Origin of the sequence: Hafnia sp., from assembly GCF_036648275.1 — a bacterium.
GTDB classification, from domain to species: domain Bacteria; phylum Pseudomonadota; class Gammaproteobacteria; order Enterobacterales; family Enterobacteriaceae; genus Hafnia; species Hafnia alvei.
Genome location: NZ_JAVXIQ010000016.1, coordinates 16216 through 31184, shown reverse-complemented (window position 1 = coordinate 31184; position 14969 = coordinate 16216). Strand labels below are relative to the sequence as shown.

Genomic DNA, 14969 nt, shown 5'->3' with positions numbered 1-14969 from the left:
TCAATTCACCTTCGATGGGTCGAAGGCGTCGCGTACCGCCTCGAACATAAAGATCAGCAACGATAACAGGATTGCCAGCACGGCAAACGCGGTAATGCCGAGCCAAGGTGCTTGCAGGTTATTTTTACCTTGTAGCAGTAAACTGCCGAGCGATGGAGAACCGGTAGGCAAGCCGAAGCCTAAAAAATCGAGCGAGGTGAGGGTGGTAATAGCGCCGCACAGAATAAACGGTAAAAACGTCAGCGTTGCGACCATCGCATTGGGCAGCATATGGCGCAGCATGATGGTACGGTCGCCAACGCCCATGGCGCGTGCGGCACGGATATAATCGAAGTTTCGCGTGCGTAAAAACTCTGCACGCACCACGCCAACTAATCCCATCCAGCCAAAAATTACCGTTATCGCCAGCAGCCACCAAAAGTTGGGCTGAACCACGCTGGAGAGCAAAATAATCAGGAATAAGGTTGGCATGCCTGACCAGACTTCGATAAAACGCTGCCCAATAAGGTCGACTTTTCCGCCGTAAAAGCCCTGTGTGGCGCCCACGGTAATGCCAATCACGCTAGAAAGCACCGTCAGCATCAGGCCAAATAAAATAGAAACTCTGAGTCCGTACAGCACCTGCGCTAAAATATCGTTGCCGTTTTCATTGGTGCCGAGCCAGTGCTGAGCAGACGGCGGTGACGGAAATGGCACCTCGGTGGCAAAATTGATGCTGTTGTAGCTGTAACGAATTGGTGCCCAAATCGCCCAGCCATGTTGCTCAATATTGCTGCGGATCAGCGGATCTTGGTAATCGGTAGCGGTTTTGAAATCGCCGCCGAACGTGGTTTCAGGATAGTTGACCAAAAATGGCGTGTACCAGTGTTGGTCATAACGCAGCAGAAGCGGCTTATCGTTGGCGATCAGCTCTGAGCCTAGGCTCATGATAAAAACCAGCAGGAAGATCCACATTGACCAATAGCCACGGCGATTGGTTTTAAAACGCTGCCAGCGTGCCTGATTGATTGGGTTGAGTTTCATCAGTGGCGAGCCTCGAAATCAATACGCGGGTCGACCAACGTGTACGTGATGTCGCTGATGATATTCAGCAGTAATCCCAACAGGGTAAAAATATACAGCGTACCGAACATCACCGGATAATCGCGCTGCAAAATAGCGTCATAGCCTAGCAATCCTAAACCATTGAGCGAGAACATCACTTCGATAAGCAGCGAACCGGTGAAGAACATGCTGATGAAGGTGGCGGGAAAGCCTGCGATAACCAGCAACATGGCGTTGCGGAACACATGGCGATAAAGGATCTTTTTTTCATCCAGCCCTTTGGCGCGTGCGGTAACTACGTATTGTTTGCGAACTTCATCCAAAAAGGAGTTTTTGGTTAGCATAGTTAAACTGGCGAAACCGCCGATCACGGTGGCAAGCACCGGTAGCGTGATATGCCAGAAATAATCGGTGATTTTGTCATACCACGATAGCGAGCTGAAGTTGCTGGAAACTAAGCCGCGCAGCGGGAACCAATCCCAATAGCTACCGCCAGCAAACAGCACAATCAGCATGATGGCAAATAAAAACGCAGGAATAGCGTAGCCGATGATAATCAGCGTACTGCTCCAGGTATCGAACCGTGAGCCGTTGTGAACGGCTTTGCGAATGCCTAGCGGTATCGATACCAGATAAATGATTAAAGTGCTCCATAACCCGAGAGAGATGGACACCGGCAGGCTTTGCTTAACCAGCGACATCACGGAGCCGCCACGAAACAAGCTGTCGCCGAAATCAAAGCGAATGTAGTTCCACAGCATATCGAAGTAACGCTGGTGGAGCGGTTTGTCGAAGCCAAAGCGCTTTTCGATTTCAGCAATTATCTGAGGATCGAGGCCTCGAGCGCCACGATATTGGCCTTCGCCAACGTTGCTGGCGGCAATACCCGTGTGCGCAGCGCCAACATGCTCGCCCCCACCGGCACCAAAACCGGCGTTTTGCCCCATTTCGATATTGGCGATGGCCTGATCAACCGGGCCACCGGGGGCAATTTGCACAATAAAAAAATTAATGGTGATGATGGCCCACAGAGTGGGAATGATCAGAAGCAAACGGCGAATAAGATAAGCGGTCATCAGAACACCTCTTAACGCCGTTGCTGCGGTAGATTCGCCGCACGGTTGATGTCATACCACCAAGTATCAAAGCCGAGATCGTATGCTGGGCGCAGAGCCGGCATCGAGAATTTATCCCAGTAGGCAATGCGGTCATGGTTGGAATACCACATGGGCAGCATGTAGTAATTCCACGTCAGCACGCGGTCTAATGCGCGTCCGAGCGACAGCAGGGCGTCTGGCTGGCCTTGATGGCTAATGATGCTATCAATCAAGCTATCAACCGCGGGATCTTGCACGCCCGCGCTATTCCACGTTGAGCTGATGTAGTCTGAGCGCCAGAGAATTTTCAGCGAAGGATCGGGATAGTTCATGCCGCCGTATACGGTAGGGAACATATCAAAATCACGAGAACGAATGCGGTTGCTGTATTGCGAGGTATCAACTTCACGCAGGTTCAGCGTAATACCGAGCTTTTCCAAATTGTGTTTAAACGGCATCACATATTGGAAATTGCTGCTGCTTGGCAGCAAAAGCTCAAAGGCAAAGGGTTTTCCGGTGGCTTTGTTGACAAGCTGTTGGTCTTTTATCGTCCAACCGGCTTCTTCTAACAGTTTGGTAGCCTTCAGTAGATTTTCTCGGTCGTTGCCGCTGCCGTCGGTGGCGGCAGGCTGATAAACCTGATTGAACACTTCCGCCGGAATTTTGCCTTTCAGCGGCGCAAGCCACGCCAGCTCAGCAGAATCAGGATAACCACGGGCGGCATACTGGGTATTTTGGAAGTAGCTGTTAGTGCGCTGATAGGCGTCGTAATACAGCGCTTTATTCATCCACTCGAAGTCAAATGCTAATGAGATCGCTTCACGTACGCGCCTATCGGCAAAAATAGGACGTTGGGTATTGAAGGCTAGCCAGCGTGTATCCTGTGCCGATTGATTGGTTTCGTCGGATTTAACAATATAGTTTTTGGCAAAGTTTCCGCCGCTATACTGTGTTGCCCAATTTTTGGGTGACGTCTCCATGCGGAAATCAAAAGCGCCCGCTTTGAAGGCCTCTAAGGCCACCTTGTCATCCAGATAATAGTCGTAGCGGATGGTGTCGAAATTATATTGCCCACGGTTGACCGGCAAATTGGCCGCCCAATAGTTGGTGACCCGCGAGTAGGTGACAAACTGGCCGAGGCGATAATCAGAAATACGGTACGGGCCGCTGCCGAGCGGCGGCGTATTGAGTGGCTCGGATAATTTATGGTTTTTCCAGAAACTTTCTGGCATCACCTTTAAGCCGCCAATCAGGCTGAGCATCATCTCTTTGTCGGGCTTGGGAAGTTCAAAGCGCACGGTTAATCGAGAAATCGCCTTAACTTTTACGCCTTGGTAATAGCTCCGATATTGCGGTACGCCTTCGGTCATAAATTTATTAAAGCTGAACTGGACGTCCTGTGCGGTGATCGGGGTGTTGTCTTGGAAACGTGCGTCGGCGTTAATGTTAACTTCTGCCCAACTGAATTTGTCGTCATAGCGTACGGTTTCGCCAATCAGCGGATAGTAGCTGCCAATTTCATCGGCGGAATTGGTAAACAGCGTGTCGTACAGCTGGTTAGCACGCACCGCCGAGTGGCCACGTGAGGCGTAGCTATTGAAGCTGTCGTAGGTGCCGAGCGCAGAAAGCGTAATATCGCCGCCCTTGGGAGCCGCGGGATTGACATAGTCGAAGTGAGTGAAGTCACTGCTGTATTTGGGTTCGCCTAAAATAGCAAAAGCGTAGCTTTCGTTAATGACGTCTGCGCGAAGGTTGAAACTGAAGGCGGCCACAATGGGGACCACCGTGCACAAGGTCTTTAGAAGGCGCGAGTACATGAATGTGTTAGCTCCTGCTTAACGCCTAGAATGCTCTAGGCATATATGACATATCAATCAGGTCAACAATGGCTACGCGGCGCAATTATGACTATGCAGACTATGCGGCTAGCGCGTTTTACGCCATTGAATGCTCCGCAACCCTGCGGATGTACCAAGAATAGCAATGTTATGCCAAGCAAGGGATAAAAGTTTCAATTCATTGCACTTTTTGTTCTAACTTTTGTTCTAACTTCTTTGCAAAACGACGCTTCTCAGACCGATTTATCGTTGGCACTCAGTGGGTGGCAATCGTATCGTTGATAGTAATCACGCAGCTGTTCCAACTGAAGAGGCCGGCAGAAGAGATAACCCTGTAAATAATCTACGTGGCGCTGGCGCAGGTATTCGGCCTGCTCCTCCGTTTCTATCCCTTCGGCAACGATTTGTAACTTCAGCTTTTGTGCTAATTCCAGAACCGCATCTAACACCGGCGCGGTGACGGTTTCTAAGCCGATAGAGTTCACAAAGCCGCGGTCTATTTTTAAATAATCAATTTTGTAGCGCTGGAGATAAATCAGTGCGCTGTGGCCAGTGCCGAAATCGTCGATAGCCAGTTCAATGCCACAATCGTGCAACCAATCGAAAATTTTCTCAGCGCCGCCGTCTTGCACCATGCTGCGTTCGGTAATTTCGAACAGCGGGATGAAATGCTCGGTCGGCATCAAATCGAGGAAATGGCGCACGTCAGCTTTAAAACTGTCTAGCGTCATGTGTAGGGGAGAAATATTCAGCCCTAACTTGGTGCCTTTAGGCACGACATCGATCAGCCGATGCGCATCTTGAGCCGCCAGTTCCATAATGTGCTGGGTCAAACGAACGATAAGCCCTTCGGATTCGCAGTAGGGAATAAATTCGTCTGGTGGAACCAACCCTAGTTTAGGGTGTTTCCAACGAATCAGCGCTTCAAATCCCCCCGGCAGCTGAGTCTCTGAGTGAATGACTGGCTGGTAAACAAGGAAAAACTGACCGCGCTTGATCCCTTGTAAAATGTCGCGGTCAAGCCGTCTTTGTTGCGATAGTACATAGAAGGTGATTAGCCACGCGACCATGGCAACCAGCAAAGTCACCAGACCAAGCAGGCCTAAATCGCCGGCTGACAGCGGGCTGCCATACAGACGGAAGGTAAAGCGGTTCTTTTCATCCTGCATAATAATATCGGGATGGGCGGGCAGCGCGTTCTCGGCAACGATTTTCGGCTCAAAAGTGCTGATAGCACGATCTTTTATGGTAAGCGCGAGGCCTGAGATGGTGCGTTCACGGCTAAAAAACAGCATGTAGGGCGCGGGATTGATATCCAGCGTCAGCAACACGCCGGTGCGAGTTCCATCACCGATAGAGTGCCAAAATGCAATCACGGGACGATCGGGAACCAGCGGCGTTCCTTGCTGTAGCACCATGTCGGAATCACGATTTAGATCAAGCTTGGGATAAATTTTGGATGCCGGTGATGACATGCTATGTGTGACGCTTGAGCAAACGGCAATGCCGTCACGAACCAGAATATAGGCTCGAACGCCGCCGCTGAATACGGCTTTGCTTGCTAAGGTATTCACCACGCTTTCACAGTCGAGCGCGGTAAGAGGAAGAAGCGAGACCATTTTTTGGTCTAAGTCATCGGCCAAATGTGTGGCGTACATTAGCCCTGTTTTTGCCAATTCATATTGCTGGTTTTGGCGTTGGTGCTGTATGGCATGCCCAGCCAGAATAACGAAAATAATGGCCACAAGTGCCGCAATTAACGTTGATATCAAGATACGTAATGATGTTGAAACGGGCTTTCTGTACAAGGCTGAGGGTAAAACCATGCCACTGTTCCTGGATAAATTCGGGTCCTGAATAATTTCGGAACACCTGTCGTTATAGATTAGGATTTTTCTAAACAGAAAATATGATATTTCCATTAATAAATACAGGGATATTTCTTTTTGGTATGAATAATTCTATTGCGGGAGGATTAATTAAAAATGAAAAATGTTTATTTAATGTGAATTACCGTGGTGATGCTCTGCTCGTTGCTTAGCTAACTTGCTGAAGCCAAATATATTTTATATAAAAGGCTTCATATATCTAACTGTGTTTTTTTTAACCGTTTGAAACGTTTTATTTTATTATCGGCCGGAGCATATCAAAGCGATTTTCATCGCTGATCGTGTAATAGGCCGAAGGGCCTCCGGCTCGCAAAATAGGATTTGCCGCCGCGGTTTGATATACGCCTTGATCGTTGAGTAGATTTTCCGCGATATGAATGCCGATAACTTCACCTAATATCAGCCACGAATCAAATGGCTGACCATATTGGTCTTGCAACTGAATACATTGCGTTAGCTTGCACTCAAAATTGACCGGACTTTCCGCAACGCGCGCCGCCTTGACCCACTGGCTGGCCTGCATATTCACGCCGGAAAATACAAATTCGTCTTCCCCGCGTGGGAGCGCCGCGGAGCTTTGATTCATGGCTTCTGCCGTTTCTATCGTCGCGAGATTCCAAACAAATTCACCGGTTTCATTGATGTTCGCCACGCTGTCTTTCCAGCCGCTGCTGGCGAAACCAATCACCGGCGGATGATAGCTGAAACAGTTGAAAAAGCTGTAGGGTGCCAGATTGTGTTTGCCGTCGGCGCTGATTGAACTGATCCAGCCAATTGGACGAGGGCCGATGATGGCATTGAGCGGATCGTGGCTTAATCCATGCCCTTGGCGAGGCTGATAACTGTAATACTCAAAGGGTGAAGACATATGACATCCTTACGCATTGAACAGAGTTAGCGACAGCTTACAGCATAAATAGGCACAGCTTGGTGCTATCGGTGTGGCTACGTTGACTCTCCGCCTTAACGCAACGCCAACCATTTAGGGTATACTCCGGCTAATTTCCCTATTTTATTCCTCTGACCGACGCTGCTGGCGGCTTTTAGGCGGCAAAGCGCATAGGGGGAATACACTCATGATGTCTTAACGTTGATCGAAATCGCCGAATGAAAAATCCAAAGAAGAAGAACTTCCCTGCACAGAAAACCAATTTGCATCCTCGTAACCTTCATCGTGAACGTTATGATTTCCCTACTTTATGCGAGACTTCGCCGGAGCTAAAAGCGTTTGTTTTCCGCAACCAATGGGGCGATGACAGCATTGATTTTGCCGAGCCATTGGCGGTGAAAGCGTTAAACAGCGCATTGCTGAAGCATTTTTATCAGGTCGAACACTGGGATATTCCTGAAGGCTACCTGTGTCCACCGATCCCTGGTCGTGCAGATTATCTGCATTATTTGGCTGATGTGCTGGCCGCAGATCATGGCTATCAGGTGCCTCGTGGACAGAATGTGTGCATTCTTGATGTTGGCGTCGGCGCAAACTGTATTTATCCACTGATTGGCCAGCACGCGTATGGCTGGCGCTTTACCGGCACTGAAGTCGATGCGGTGGCGCTAAAATCAGCGGGTGCCGTTATCAAGGCAAACCCGCAGGCGGCAAAAAATATTCGTCTGCGTCAGCAGCAAGACCCGAACAAAATTCTGAAAGGCGCGATCAAGAGCGGTGAGCATTATGCCGCCACGATGTGTAATCCGCCGTTCCACCGTTCTGCGGAAGATGCGCTGAGCGGCACCCGTCGTAAACTAACTAACTTGGGTCGCGATGCTAGCGCACCGGTGCTGAACTTCGGTGGAAAAGCCGGTGAGCTGTGGTGTGAAGGCGGTGAGGTTGCGTTCATCACCAAAATGATTGAAGAGAGCGAATCTTTTGCCAAGCAGGTTGGTTGGTTCACCAGTTTGGTTTCTCGTCAGGAGAACTTGCCCGCGATTTATGAAGCCTTGGAAGAGGTGGAAGCGCTAGACGTTCGCACCATTGAAATGTCTCAAGGGCAGAAAGTCAGCCGCTTTATCGCATGGACGTTCTTGCCAGAGAACAAGCGCAAAATCCGCTAATCTCCACGCAATCTTTAATGCCTCTCCACATGGAGAGGCATTCTTACCCATTATCTCTCAACGTCATTTGTATCGTTCTGCGGTGGTAACAAAGTCGGTTGTTCCGGTGCTGCATAGCTGATTTGAACATTTTGATGTGGCGTTTTAATTCCAGCCCGCTGGAAATGCTCTTTCACCAGTTTGTCTAACGCATATTGAATCGTCCACTGTTGTAGTGCAACGGTGCGAATTGTCGTGCGTAGCGTAAATGACACATCATCCAATTTCACCACGCCGTTAAACGCAGGTTCACCAATAAGTAAGCTTTTTAAGCGCGGATTATCGCGTAATTCAGCGACGGCCTGTTTCAATACCTCGTTGGCTTTCTCGATATCTTCATCGCGACTAATCACGTAGTTGGCGCGGTATACGCCGAATTCACGTGCATAGTTGGCTACGGTGGTGATCGACGAGTAGGGCACCAGATGATAAACGCCGTAATCATCCCGCAGGCCGATAGAGCGGATGGTCATGCGCTCGACGGTGCCGGTAATGCCAAATACGGTGACGTATTCACCGGTATTCATGCCGTTTTCAAACTGGATGAATATGCCGTTAATGACGTCTTTAACCAACGTTTGAGCACCAAAGCTGACGGCGAGCGTTAATGCTCCAGCGCCCGCTAGCAGTGGCGCAATGTTGATGCCAATCTGTGACAGGATAATCATCACGGTAATCGTGGTAATGACGATAGATAACACGTTGCGAAATAGCGTCAGCAGCGTGCGTTCACGAGCACCAGGGTGCTTGGGGTTGTCCATTTCGAGGCTGAGCCGATGTTCAATCACGCTGGCGAGCAGTGTCCAACCCAGAACGGCAATAAACATGATCAGCAGAATATGAACCAATCCGCTGATAATTTTTTCACCGGTTACCGAGTCTAGCCATGCCCGAAGGCCGAATATATGCCATGCATCGAGCAGGAACAGCAGGATCGCCACCACAACGATAAACCGCATGATTTGCAGCGCGCTAGGAATATAGGAGTTTACGCGCCGTTCAAGCATCGGATATTTGAGCTTGATGTCGGCAGGCAGCGTGATGCGGCGTGAGATCCAGCGGGTGAGCAGGCCTGAAATAAGCGCACCGGAGCCAACGACGATCAGGCTTTTAATCGTGGCACTCATCATGAAGGCGAGGCTGCTGCCGGGGTCGAACTGCGACAGTAAAAACAGAACCAGAAAATAAACGATGGCCAGAATATGCCAAATGTGTGAAAGCGCATGCAAAAAAACGCCGAAAAAAGCCAGCGAGCGGTTTCCAAGCGCGGCGATTTCTTTCTGTATCCGTAGGCGGTTGACCAGTATCAGGCCAATCGCATAAACGGTCAGAGCCAACATAATGCAGAAGTTCACCAGCACGGCAGATGAAGCCCCGAGCTGCACCTGAATAATAGGCACCACCACCATCAACCCATAACCAATGAGGCCGCTCAGCCATGCCAGCCGCGTATTCCAATATTTTGCGGTTGCATCGCTGAAGGGAAACGGGCGCAGATAGTCAAATTTTGGCGCAAATATCAGGCGCAATATGGCTTTGAAAAATTCAATCAGGGCAAAGGCATTCAGAAAAAGGGCTTGCTGGCGCATGGTTACCGGACTGTTAGTCCCGAAGGTGGTCGCGATAATATTTCCGGCGGTGACACAAAACAGCAAGATCAGTAAATCAATAATGAACGCGCTAATAATCGCCGTTGGGCGTCGAGCCCAGTCTGCTCGCTTCTCACGCGCTTTGTGCCCCCAACTGCCAATCCGCTTATAAAACGGCGTAGCAAAAAAACGAATCGCTAAAAATAGCGCAAAGGTCACCGCAACGGTAAACAAGAAATGGGTGAGGGCAGGCCAAAACGTTTGGGGATTAAACGCTTTATGCGGCGGCGATTTCAGCGCCATGATCAACCTGTCTAATTTGCTCTGCGCGATGGTGAGATACCCTTGAATGCTGGAGTCTAGCTGGTCAGCAAAGGTTTCATCGCGGGTTTCAGTAGGAACAGTACTGGCGCTTTTTTCAGCCAAAGGTTTACCGGTTTTGGCACTGTCACGCAGTTCAGCAATCAGCGCATCGCGGCTGGTAGCATCAGACAGAATATCAGCTAATGCAGAATAGGCCGCTTTTGAATCCGTTTCCTTTTGGGGTTCAACGGCATTCACGCTGGCTGAGCATAAAAAAAAGAGAACGGTGAGTAAAACGAGGTACCGAGTAAAAGAGGGGATAAGGCGGGCTCCCTGTGGCATAAAAAAGCTCCATTAAACAAGCGGAAAACAGGACTTGGCGATGGGGTTTTAATTGAACGATATAGGCATCAAACCCTCGCTTATCGTTGCCGATAGCGGGGATGATTGAGCGGTATACGTTTAAGTATAGGAATAACTAGCAGATTTTGCTGAGTATTCGTGAGCGATTCGTGCGTAATTGAGGTGATAATCAGATTTGCGCAAAAGAAAAGGGCGCTGGATATGCGCCCTGGTTGTTAGCGTGATGAGGCTTTATGAAACGTGTTGTAAGAATTCGCGCAGGCGATCGCTTGGCGGGTTGGTGATCAACGCGTCAGGCTCACCGTCTTCGGTGATACGGCCTTTATCGACGAAAATCAAACGCGATGCGACTTTCTGCGCAAAGCCGATTTCATGAGTAACGATAACCATCGTCATGCCTTCTTCAGCCAGATCTTTCATCACCGTCAGTACTTCATGACGCAGTTCTGGATCGAGCGCAGAGGTGGGTTCATCAAACAGCATCATTTTCGGCTTAACCGCCAACGCACGGGCAATAGCCACACGCTGTTGCTGACCGCCGGAAAGTTCAGACGGATAGTGATCGGCACGTTCAGACAAGCCAACTTTCGCCAGCAGCTCGCGTGCGCGTTTTTCCGCATCTTCTTTCTTCATGTGGCGAACACGGATTGGCCCAAACATCACGTTTTCCAGCGCGGTGAGGTGTGGGAACAGATAAAACTGTTGGAAAACCATGCCAGCTTCTTGGCGAATCAAACGCTCGTCGACTTTAGGGTCGCTCACGTCCATGCCGTCGATAATCAGCTGACCCGCGCTGATCTCTTCTAGCTTGTTGATGCAGCGCAGCAACGTTGATTTTCCTGAACCCGACGGCCCGATAATAACCACCACTTCGCCCTGATTAATGTTCAGGTTAATGTCATGCAGTACCGCAGTCTGACCGAAGCTTTTATCAACATGTTTAAATTCAATCATATTATTTTCAATCTTCTTTCCAGACGACGTAATACATAGCTCAGTGCCAATGTGATGATCAGATAAATCACCGCGACTGCGCTCCAAATCTCCATTGCGCGGAAGTTTCCGGCAATAATTTCTTGTCCCTGACGGGTCAATTCGGCAACGCCGATGACGATAAACAGAGAGGTATCTTTGATGCTGACGATCCATTGGTTGCCCAGCGGCGGTAGCATGCGGCGTAATGCCAGCGGCATGATCACATAACGCAGGGTATCGCGTTTGGAGAGGCCAAGAGCCAAACCGGCTTCACGAAAACCATTGTGAATTGAGAGCACCGCACCACGCGTGATTTCAGCAATGTACGCGCCGGAGTTGATCATGATGGTGACAACGGCGGCGGTGAGCGGATCAATACGTACCGGCATGAAAGCCTGTAACATCATCGGAAGCGCGAAGTAGATGAACATCACCTGCACCACGATAGGGGTGCCGCGAATCAGCTCAATGAAAACCAGCGCAATGTGGTTGCTTAACCAGCCGCCATAGGCACGGGCGAAACCTGCCACTAAGCCGATAACTAAGCCACCAAGCAAACCGACCACTGAAATCCACAGCGTCAGCTTGGCCCCTTCGAGCAGGATAGGAATAGCGTCCCAAATGGCGCTCCACTCAAACTGCATGTTGTATTCTCCTGGAAACTAAAAACAACCTACTAATAACAGCAATATGTTTCTAAATGGGTCAAAGTCTGGAGACGCTAATGAGCCAGCGCCTCCAGAGAGTCAGGCTATATTTGTGTAATAACGTGCTTATTTAGGTTCTACGCCGAACCATTTTTTGTAGATTTCATTGTAAGTACCGTTGTCACGCAGCGTTTTTAGTGCGCCGTTGACCTTTTCACGTAAATCGCTGCCTTTAGGGAAAGCGATGCCGTATTGCTGGGCTTCTAAAGAATCACCGACGGCTTTGAATTGGCCATGACCCGCGGTTTTGATGAAGTACAGAATGTTTGGGGTGTCGTGCAGCACGGCGTCTGCGTTACCGGTGCCTAACTCAAGATAGGCGTTGTCGATATTTGGGAACTGACGTAGGTCTTTGGTTTTGATGTTGGCTTTTGCGTAATCAACACCGGCAGTTCCGCTTTTAACGGCGACGACTTTTCCGTTCAGATCTTTCACGCTTTTTACGTCGTTGTTATCTTTTTTCACCATAACCAGCAGACCGCTGTTGTAATAGCCATCGGAGAAGTCGATCGCCTTTTTACGTTCGTCGGTGATGCTGATCCCCGCTAACGCCAAATCAATGTTACGGGTTTGCAGACCTGGAATAATCCCGCTGAAATCCATTGGCTTGAGGGTATAAGACAGGTTCAGCTGTTTAGCAATCGCATCCCATAAATCGATGTCGAAACCAACGTACTTATCACCCTGTTTGAATTCGAAAGGAACAAATGCGGTATCGGTAGCCACGATAAGCTGTTTCTCAGCGGCATGAGAGCTCATGGCAAAAGCTAAAGCGAGAGCGGCTACAGATGCTTTAATTACAGATTTCATAAGCAAAAATTCCTTAAATTTCGGGATGGCCCATTTGTGTTTACTTGATTGGTAATGAAAAAATCATGCCAACTATTTATATTCTATGTATATCAAATGGTTATTAGATGTTGTGGGTGCAAATTAACCGATTGGTATAAGGTTAATCTGATATCTGCATTTTTTTGGTGCCCCATTATGGTGCGTCAGTGGCGCTCGTGGTGCACTGCAGTAGATTTAAGGGAAAAGTGCCGATTTCACAATCTAAATTTAACAATTTTGTTTCAGTTGTGATAACTAAATCTAACTTTTACTGAGGGAGATGAATTTTTTGCACTGAAAAAGTGCGTTTATCGGGTGGGAAGCGTTTGGGGCTGGAAAACTATACGGCAAATTCTGCGTTGAAAATGCCGTAACCGCTTTTCGTGTTTTTGCGTTAAACGTGTAGTGATGAAAATTATTTGGTGCTCGGTGGATGATAGAACTCGCCGTTTAGCCAAAGCTGAACACCGTTACGACATGCTTCAAAGCATGGCTCAGGCATACGCTGAGGGTTACACCAACGCCATTGCTCGCATTTTTCAGGCTCGCGCAGTTGCGGTTCGCCGCGCATATAGGTGGCGACCATAATCATGGAGACGTTATGTACGCCTTCGTTAATCCAGGTGCCTAAATTATTGGTCACGCCGATCAGACGAGGTTCAGCCACAATCAGCCCTGTCTCTTCTTCTACTTCTCGAATGGCGGCCTGCTCGAAAGTTTCACCTTCTTCTAGGTGCCCACCCGGAATAGACCAGAAGGGCGCGTGGCTACCGCAGCGTTTCCCAAGTAATATTTGCCCTTGTGGGTTGGCGATAATCACGCCAACACCGACTTTAACTGTCATTGATACTCTCCATCAGCAAACTTCAGCAAATTATCTCAGCTTCATTGATTTAATAACAGCACTTCAGCAAAAGTGTGCTGTTCTTCAAAAAATAGAAAACTCCTTCTTCGAATATCTTGCTTATAAAAAGGGCAAAGGCCAAACTCATCGAAACGATTCAGCGTTGTATTCGATCTGTTATTGAAAATACAGCGCACTTTTTTCCAAAAAGAGCTGAAACGATTCAATCTTGAATTTTGCCCAGTGTGAGAGGAGCGTTTATGTTTCACCTGTCCCCACAAGATATTCATCTTGCCGCCACGGCAAGTAATAAAGAAGAAGCAATTCAACAAATTGCAGCAGCACTGACTCAGGCTGGGTATGTAAGCGAAGGCTACGTACAAGGCATGCTAAATCGTGAAAAACAAACCTCGACCTATTTGGGGAGTGGGATTGCGATTCCGCACGGAACCACCGATACCCGCGAAATGGTGCTGAAAACGGGGGTGAAAGTTTTCCAGTTCCCGCAAGGCGTTGAGTGGAGCGAAGGGCAAAGAGCCTACGTTGTGATTGGTATCGCGGCTCGTTCTGATGAACATCTGGCTTTGCTGCGTCAGCTGACGCATGTGTTAAGCGATGACAGCGTGGCGCAACAGATGGCGCAAACCACTTCAGCAGAAGAGTTGCGCAGCTTGCTGATGGGCGAAAGAAGCGTCGCGGCTTTCCGTTTTGATGCAACTATGGTGGCCTTAGATATTGCCGCTGACAGCCTGATGACGTTGCAAGCCATCAACGCCGGTCGTTTACAGCAGGCAGGCGCCGTTAACGCAGAGTTTGTCAGCGATGTGATTACTCGTGCGCCGCTAAATCTGGGGCAAGGCATTTGGCTCAGCGACAGCGCGCTCGGCAATCAGGCAAGCGCCGCAGCGGCTGCGCGCCCACAAACTCCTTTTGAAGTGGATGGCGAGCAGGTTGGATTGTTGCTGACCGTAGCGATGGCCGATGCACAGCCTGAAGGCATGCTGGGTTATCTGAGTGCGTTGTTGCAAAACAATCAAGCCGAACGTTTGCTGAAAGCGGCTGATGCCGCGTCGCTGGTGGCTTTGCTGACCAGTGATGTTGCGGAAGAAGATTCCGTCGTCAGCGCTGAATTCGTGCTGCGTAACGAGCATGGTTTACACGCTCGTCCCGGCACGCTGCTGGTTAACACCATTAAGAAATTTGAAAGCCAGATCACCGTCACCAATCTGGACGGTTCTGGGGTTCCTGCAAATGGGCGCAGCCTGATGAAAGTTGTCGCGCTGGGCGTTAAAAAAGGTCATCGACTGCGTTTCACTGCCAACGGTAGCGACGCGGCGCAAGCATTAGAAGCAATTGGTCAGGCTATCAATGATGGTCTAGGCGAAGGGGCATAAG

Annotated in this window: 12 protein-coding genes; 2 read left to right on the top strand and 10 right to left on the bottom strand. The window is 49.3% G+C overall.

The genetic code is table 11. From position 1 onward, the window contains the following. The 5 genes from RSC70_RS14290 to RSC70_RS14270 all read right to left on the bottom strand — a co-directional run bounded on the left by RSC70_RS14290 (position 1) and on the right by RSC70_RS14270 (position 6736). Positions 1-1023 (bottom strand): ABC transporter permease, encoded by a 1023-nt coding sequence (locus RSC70_RS14290; protein ID WP_040044626.1) that lies wholly within the window; start codon positions 1021-1023, stop codon positions 1-3. Next, entirely contained in the window at positions 1023-2120 is a 1098-nt protein-coding gene (locus RSC70_RS14285; protein ID WP_332542826.1) for a microcin C ABC transporter permease YejB, read from the bottom strand. The genes RSC70_RS14290 and RSC70_RS14285 overlap by 1 nt, the downstream gene beginning before the upstream one ends. An 11-nt stretch (positions 2121-2131) precedes the next feature. Then, the gene (locus RSC70_RS14280) at positions 2132-3958 is read right to left on the bottom strand and encodes an extracellular solute-binding protein (RefSeq protein WP_332542824.1); all 1827 of its coding nucleotides are present in this window, start codon (positions 3956-3958) and stop codon (positions 2132-2134) included. A 254-nt stretch (positions 3959-4212) separates the two neighbouring features. Further along, the gene (locus RSC70_RS14275) at positions 4213-5805 is read right to left on the bottom strand and encodes a cyclic di-GMP phosphodiesterase (RefSeq protein ID WP_332542823.1); all 1593 of its coding nucleotides are present in this window, start codon (positions 5803-5805) and stop codon (positions 4213-4215) included. 295 nt (positions 5806-6100) lie between these two features. Continuing rightward, positions 6101-6736, bottom strand: coding sequence for a flavin reductase family protein (locus RSC70_RS14270; protein WP_103009970.1), 636 nt, complete (start codon positions 6734-6736; stop codon positions 6101-6103). 239 nt (positions 6737-6975) lie between these two features. Here RSC70_RS14270 and rlmF point away from each other — a divergent pair, with 239 nt between their 5' ends. Further along, a complete protein-coding gene (rlmF, locus tag RSC70_RS14265) occupies positions 6976-7923 on the top strand; it encodes a 23S rRNA (adenine(1618)-N(6))-methyltransferase RlmF (protein ID WP_025798118.1) in 948 nt (315 codons plus the stop codon). A gap of 50 nt (positions 7924-7973) precedes the next feature. Here rlmF and ybiO read toward each other — a convergent pair whose 3' ends face one another. The 5 genes from ybiO to RSC70_RS14240 form a co-directional block, all read right to left on the bottom strand. Further along, the gene (gene ybiO, locus RSC70_RS14260) at positions 7974-10196 is read right to left on the bottom strand and encodes a mechanosensitive channel protein (RefSeq protein ID WP_332542822.1); all 2223 of its coding nucleotides are present in this window, start codon (positions 10194-10196) and stop codon (positions 7974-7976) included. Positions 10197-10448: 252 nt separating this feature from the next. Beyond that, positions 10449-11171, bottom strand: coding sequence for a glutamine ABC transporter ATP-binding protein GlnQ (glnQ, locus tag RSC70_RS14255; protein ID WP_025798128.1), 723 nt, complete (start codon positions 11169-11171; stop codon positions 10449-10451). Continuing rightward, the gene (gene glnP, locus RSC70_RS14250; protein WP_025798130.1) at positions 11168-11836 is read right to left on the bottom strand and encodes a glutamine ABC transporter permease GlnP; all 669 of its coding nucleotides are present in this window, start codon (positions 11834-11836) and stop codon (positions 11168-11170) included. The genes glnQ and glnP overlap by 4 nt, the downstream gene beginning before the upstream one ends. Before the next feature lie 129 nt (positions 11837-11965). Then, positions 11966-12709, bottom strand: a complete 744-nt coding sequence (glnH, locus tag RSC70_RS14245) for a glutamine ABC transporter substrate-binding protein GlnH (RefSeq protein ID WP_040044618.1) — start codon at positions 12707-12709, stop codon at positions 11966-11968. Positions 12710-13145: 436 nt separating this feature from the next. Further along, positions 13146-13574 carry a nucleotide triphosphate diphosphatase NUDT15 gene (locus RSC70_RS14240; RefSeq protein WP_332542820.1) on the bottom strand — a complete coding sequence of 143 codons (429 nt, stop codon included), beginning with the start codon at positions 13572-13574 and terminating at the stop codon, positions 13146-13148. A 260-nt stretch (positions 13575-13834) separates the two neighbouring features. On the opposite strand from RSC70_RS14240, the gene fruB reads away from it, so the two are divergent. Further along, entirely contained in the window at positions 13835-14968 is a 1134-nt protein-coding gene (gene fruB, locus RSC70_RS14235) for a fused PTS fructose transporter subunit IIA/HPr protein (protein WP_131391592.1), read from the top strand. The last annotated feature ends 1 nt before the right edge of the window (position 14969 follow it).

Excerpts from the sequence above, each read along its gene's own strand:
- ybiO (WP_332542822.1), bottom strand. The coding sequence starts at position 10,196 with ATGCCACAGGGAGCCCGCCTTATCCCCTCTTTTACTCGGTACCTCGTT.
- RSC70_RS14290 (WP_040044626.1), bottom strand. The coding sequence starts at position 1,023 with ATGAAACTCAACCCAATCAATCAGGCACGCTGGCAGCGTTTTAAAACC.
- glnP (WP_025798130.1), bottom strand. The coding sequence starts at position 11,836 with ATGCAGTTTGAGTGGAGCGCCATTTGGGACGCTATTCCTATCCTGCTC.
- RSC70_RS14270 (WP_103009970.1), bottom strand. The coding sequence starts at position 6,736 with ATGTCTTCACCCTTTGAGTATTACAGTTATCAGCCTCGCCAAGGGCAT.
- RSC70_RS14280 (WP_332542824.1), bottom strand. The coding sequence starts at position 3,958 with ATGTACTCGCGCCTTCTAAAGACCTTGTGCACGGTGGTCCCCATTGTG.
- glnQ (WP_025798128.1), bottom strand. The coding sequence starts at position 11,171 with ATGATTGAATTTAAACATGTTGATAAAAGCTTCGGTCAGACTGCGGTA.
- RSC70_RS14240 (WP_332542820.1), bottom strand. The coding sequence starts at position 13,574 with ATGACAGTTAAAGTCGGTGTTGGCGTGATTATCGCCAACCCACAAGGG.
- rlmF (WP_025798118.1), top strand. The coding sequence starts at position 6,976 with ATGAAAAATCCAAAGAAGAAGAACTTCCCTGCACAGAAAACCAATTTG.
- fruB (WP_131391592.1), top strand. The coding sequence starts at position 13,835 with ATGTTTCACCTGTCCCCACAAGATATTCATCTTGCCGCCACGGCAAGT.
- RSC70_RS14275 (WP_332542823.1), bottom strand. The coding sequence starts at position 5,805 with ATGGTTTTACCCTCAGCCTTGTACAGAAAGCCCGTTTCAACATCATTA.
- RSC70_RS14285 (WP_332542826.1), bottom strand. The coding sequence starts at position 2,120 with ATGACCGCTTATCTTATTCGCCGTTTGCTTCTGATCATTCCCACTCTG.
- glnH (WP_040044618.1), bottom strand. The coding sequence starts at position 12,709 with ATGAAATCTGTAATTAAAGCATCTGTAGCCGCTCTCGCTTTAGCTTTT.